Below are 4,927 nucleotides of genomic sequence, written 5' to 3' on the forward strand. Positions count from 1 at the left end.
GTGCCCGTAGCGGCGTCAGCCGTGCTGTTGGCGAAATAGTAGCCGCTCACGCTGAAGGGGTGCTGCCAGACCTGCACCTCGAAATCGGCCTCGTCGGCCGTGGGCTGCTTGATGCCGATGACCTCGAGCGTATAGGTGAGCTCGACGGGATCGACGCCATCCGCGACGACCTGCACGGTGCCGGTGTAGGTGCCGGCATGGGCGCTGGCCGAAACGGGAATGGTCAGCCAAGCGTACTGCAGCGTGTTAGCCGGAACGTCCATACCGGTGTTGTCATAGTAGATGACATCCGGATAGCTCTTCAGGCTGCCCTGCGCGTTGCGGCCCTCCTTGGCCTGCACGTTGCGCAGCCACTTGACCTCGATATCCTTGCCCGAGATCACGGAGCCGTCGGCGGCGACCAGGTCGCCGGCGATGATCCGCACGTTCTTGGCGCCCTCGGCACGGGTGGCGATACCGATCTTGCTGGCGCGCTCGTCCGCGAGCCATGCGGTGCCCGACCAGGAATCGGTGCGATCGGCCTTCTTGGCCTCCCAGTCCTCCTGGGTATCGAGCAGCTTCTCGTTGCCCACAAACGCGTTGAAGCCCTCTACCTGCGGGTAGATGGTGACGTCGATCTTGTGGGAGGCGCCGCTCTCGTTGTTGAGCGCGGCGGTGATGGACGTAACGGTCTTCTTGGAAACCTGCTTCGCCGTCACCACGCCGGTCTCGTCGATCTCCAGCAGCTTCTCGTCGAAATCGTACGTGACGCCGGGATCGACCGCGCCCTTGGGGGACACGCTGTAGGACAGCTCGAAGGAGCTGCCGCTCTCGAGCACCTTGGCGCGCGTGGACAGGGTGAAGTCGGTGGCGGCCACGGGCTTGCGCTCGACGACCACGTAGTCGACCTGAATCGCGCCGCCGCTCTTCAGCTCGACGGTGATGGTGTGCTCGGCGTCGGCATCGAGGCCCTCATAGGAGCCGAGCAGCTGCTTGTGCTGCGCAGAGCCTGCGGTGGCGACGATATCCTTCTGCGCCTTGCCGTCGATCGTCACGGCGTAGGTGCCGTGAGCGGGGTTCTTGCTGCCGTAGACATCGATCTTGGGGCCGGTGAACTTCATGCTCCACGAATCGCCCACGGTATTGGAATAATGGTCGGTTCCATTGAAGAACTGGTCGTAACCGGCCTCAGGGCTCCAGTCGCCCTTGTAGTTGAACTGGAAGGCCGCGTCGCCCATGACCGAATCGTCGATCTTCGTGGGGACGGCCGTGTCCATATCGACCTTCGTGCCGCCGATGCTCACGCTCGCGGCGTAGGCGGGCAGGGCCACGCCGAGCGCCAAGACGACGACCGCGAGGACCGCGACGGCTGCCGAAAAGACACCTCGTTTTCGATTGTTAGCATGCTGTAATGACATTTTGCTCCTTTCCTCCGCCCATTCGGCGGACCTCTGTATAAGGGGCGAACCAATATGCGAGATTGCGCACACGTTTTCGTCTGGCACCGTCGTTTGCGCATTTTCGCAGCTGCCTATTATACGGACAATTGCATCCGAATTGTGTATTCCGCTCACCGAGAGCAGACCGTTCGCCGAAAAGGAAACGGGTATCCTCTTTCTAATTCGCTCGCCGCACCAGGCGAGCCGACGGAAAGGAACCGCCATGTTCATCTTCGACCTGCTGGGAGGACTGTTCAGCATCGCGCTCGTCCTCATTGTCGTGGGCGCGCTCACCGGCAACCTGTTCTTCGTAGTCAAGCAGCAGCACGCCGTGATCATCGAGCGCCTGGGCAAATTCAACCGCATCGTGGGCGCGGGCTTCCATGCGAAGATCCCGTTCATCGATCGCAAGGCGGCCACGGTATCGCTGCGCACCATGAAGAACGGCTTCGACATCGACGTGAAGACGCAGGATAACGTGACCATCGGCCTCGAGGTCTCGGCACAGTACCACGTGAGCTACGAGATGGGCTCCGGCCCCGCCGACTCTGGCGTCTACAAGAGCTACTACATGCTCCAGCAGCCCGTGGCGCAGATGCGCGACTTCATCACCGACGCGCTGCGCTCGTCCATTCCCGTCTACACCCTCGACGAGGTCTTCGCCAAGAAGGACGATATCGCCAAGGACGTGAACGCCACCGTGTCCGAGCAGATGGCCGCCTACGGCTTCACGCTGGTGAGCACGCTCATCACCAAGATCGCGCTTCCCGCCGAGGTCGAGGACTCCATGAACCAGATCAACGCCGCGCAGCGCACCAAGGCCGCGGCGCAGGACCTGGCCGAGGCCGACCGCATCCGCCGGGTCACCGAGGCGAAGGCCGAGGCCGAGGCCATGGAGAAGGCCGGCGAGGGCATCGCCAACCAGCGCAAGGCCATCGCGCTGGGCATCAAGGACTCGCTCGAAACCATCCAGGAGACGGGCGTGGGCAACGACGAGGCCAACCAGCTCTTCATGTTCACGCAGTGGACCGAGATGATGAACGAGTTCGCCAAGAGCGGTCGGGCGAGCACCGTGGTGCTGCCGACGGACTTCCGCGACTCAGCGAGCATGTTCGAGCAGATCATCGCCGCCGAGCAGGTTGCGAAGGACGACGCCGGAACCCAGGCGTAGGAAAGCGCGCCGCCGGACCGCATCGCTCGGCGCCGGCAAACGATGCGAGCCCGATTCGAATCCATCAAACGGGGAGGCTGCGGCCTCCCCGTTTCTATACCGCGGGCAGTCTGGAACACGCGGGCTGCGCCCCGACCAGACAAGCCGCGCGGATGCAGCGGAAATGCGGTCAAGGACGCAGCAGGGACGCTTCGTTGCGTACAGTACAAAATCTGCGCCATTTGTTGCATTTTTAACGTTTGATAATGACGCGGTTCGGGATTCTGTGGTTTCGTTAACACGAACCCAGAGTCAAGGCGCTTGGGGCATTCGTGAACACCATCAACGTCGCACAGTTCCTGCAAGATTCGGCCGGCATCAAAGACCCGCAGGCGGCGGGGCCCCTTGCCGCCCATGCGACCGTGCGCGCGCTTGCCAAGGGCGAAGCCCTCCTGCAGGCCGGCGAGCATCAGGCGGAAATCGCGGTCTTGATCGACGGTGCGGTGCGGACCGCGCTTATCGACAGCGCGGGCCGCGACACAACCGACTGCCTCATCACCAAGAGAGGCATGGTCATCGCGCCATGCGCCGATTTCAGCAGGCCCTCGCCCGTTCGCATCGAGGCGATCATTCCCTCCCACGTGGCGAGCATACCGATCGAAGCCGTCCAGAGTCTCCTCGGCACCAGCCTTCCCTTCGCGCACGATTTCATCGCGATTCTGCAAAACGCCTGGCAGATGCACTGGGATATCAAAACGGCGGTATGCCAGAAAACCGCGCGCGAACGCTACCTGTGGTTCCTCGACGCCTATCCCGGCGTGATCGACCTCATCCCCCACCACTACATCGCATCGTATCTCGGCATGACGCAGGTCACCCTCTCGCGCGTACGCAAAGAGGTGCCGGAGGCGTAACGCGCCCCTTCCCGCACGGCGGGATCGCGCCGCCTATGCCGTGAGGAACACCATGGCGATGATAAACGCGAAGCCCAGGATGTCGGTGGGGGCGAAGAACGTCCCCAGGAACACCGCGCTGGTCACCGTGGCCGACACGGGTTCGACCGTGCCCAGCAGGCTCGCGCGTACCGAGCCGATATCCTTCACGCCCTGCAGGTACAGCGCGTACGCCAGGCACGAGCCCACGAAGATAAGCACCAGCAGCGCGCCCCAACCCATGCCGTCCAGCACGGGCACGTTGTTCCACGGCTGGATGAAGATCGAGCTCACGATACCCGAGATGAACATCGCGGTTCCGGTCACGATGGCCGAGCCGTACACCGGCAAGATGCTCGTGGGGATGATCGTCATGCACGCGGCGCCCAACGCGGCGATGAGCCCCACCGCCAAGCCCTCGGGCGGAATCGCCAGCTGGGTGGGGTCGCCGCCCGTGGCGATGAGATAGGTGCCGCCGAACGCCAGCAGCAGGCCGGCGAGCTCGCGGCGGCGCGGCAGGCGCCGAACGGTCACGCAGGTGTAGCCCATGATGAGCACCAGCTGCAGGCACTGGAGCACCGTGGCGGTTCCCGCATTGGTCAGGCGCACGGCCAGCAGATAGAAGAACTGGTTGAAGAAGACGCCGAACGCCGCAAGCGCTAGCAGGGTCACCATATGGCGCGGCGTGGTGAGCAGCTTGAACAGGCGCTTGCGGTCGAAGATCAGCACCACGATCAGGAACGTCGCGCCCGCCAGGATCTGCCGGATACAGGTGAGCCACATCGTGTCGATCTCGTAGTTGGCAAACAGGAAGCTCGCGCACGTGCCCGAGAACCCCCAGAACGTACCGCCCAGCAGCGTGGCGATCACGCCCACCAGGGCCTGACGTCCCGCCTGGTCGTTCAGCCGCTCCCGCCATGCCCGGCGGCGTGCGCGCGACGCCGCATCGGCGCCATCGTCCACCAGGTGCCCGGCGCCGCCATGCCGCGACGAGCCGTCGGACCGCTCCACCTCGAGACCTGCGTCCTCCCGTGTCATAGATGCATTCCCCCGTTCAAACCGATTTCCTCAACCTTATATCATGCATCATGCCACCTCACGGGTGACGCGTCATTCCCAAGGTTCCGCGCACCAAAACAAGCCCGGATGGGTAAGCTATCGGATAGACTCGCCATGCCCTGTGCGGAAACGCCGCGCCCTCCCGGCGCATCGGCGCCCCTCGCCACGGGCCCTATCATAAGGAGCTGTATGTCCACACCCGTACCCGATGTCATCGCACGCGCCGCCGCCTCGCTCGGCCGCATCGCGCCGCAGCACGGTTTCTCCGTGCTCTCCCACGAAGCGGTACCCGAACTCGATGCCGACGCCTACGTGCTGCGCCATGACGCATCTGGCGCCCGCCTGCTGTACCTGCCCTGCCAGGACGA

At 63.8% G+C, this 4,927-nt stretch carries 4 protein-coding genes; 2 read left to right on the forward strand and 2 right to left on the reverse strand.

Annotation, left to right across the window (positions count from 1 at the left end):
* The coding region (locus tag I2E26_RS08810; protein ID WP_229056535.1) for a glycoside hydrolase domain-containing protein at nt 1-1,397 on the reverse strand (1,397 nt) is incomplete at its 3' end.
* Between the two features lie 244 nt (nt 1,398-1,641).
* Here I2E26_RS08810 and I2E26_RS08815 point away from each other — a divergent pair.
* Both I2E26_RS08815 and I2E26_RS08820 read left to right on the forward strand, forming a co-directional pair.
* Complete coding sequence (locus tag I2E26_RS08815) at nt 1,642-2,589, forward strand: SPFH domain-containing protein (protein WP_195420431.1); 948 nt, start codon at nt 1,642-1,644, stop codon at nt 2,587-2,589.
* A 311-nt stretch (nt 2,590-2,900) separates the two neighbouring features.
* On the forward strand, nt 2,901-3,482 hold the full coding sequence (locus I2E26_RS08820) for a Crp/Fnr family transcriptional regulator (protein ID WP_195420432.1): 582 nt from the start codon (nt 2,901-2,903) through the stop codon (nt 3,480-3,482).
* A gap of 33 nt (nt 3,483-3,515) precedes the next feature.
* On the opposite strand, the gene I2E26_RS08825 is transcribed toward I2E26_RS08820, so the two are convergent.
* Nucleotides 3,516-4,538 (reverse strand): DMT family transporter, encoded by a 1,023-nt coding sequence (locus I2E26_RS08825; protein ID WP_195420433.1) that lies wholly within the window; start codon nt 4,536-4,538, stop codon nt 3,516-3,518.
* Nucleotides 4,539-4,927 lie beyond the last annotated feature (389 nt).

The sequence above is a fragment of the Collinsella sp. D33t1_170424_A12 genome (assembly GCF_015554865.1).
Lineage (GTDB): Bacteria > Actinomycetota > Coriobacteriia > Coriobacteriales > Coriobacteriaceae > Collinsella.

Excerpts from the sequence above, each read along its gene's own strand:
- I2E26_RS08815 (WP_195420431.1), top strand. The coding sequence starts at position 1,642 with ATGTTCATCTTCGACCTGCTGGGAGGACTGTTCAGCATCGCGCTCGTC.
- I2E26_RS08825 (WP_195420433.1), bottom strand. The coding sequence starts at position 4,538 with ATGACACGGGAGGACGCAGGTCTCGAGGTGGAGCGGTCCGACGGCTCG.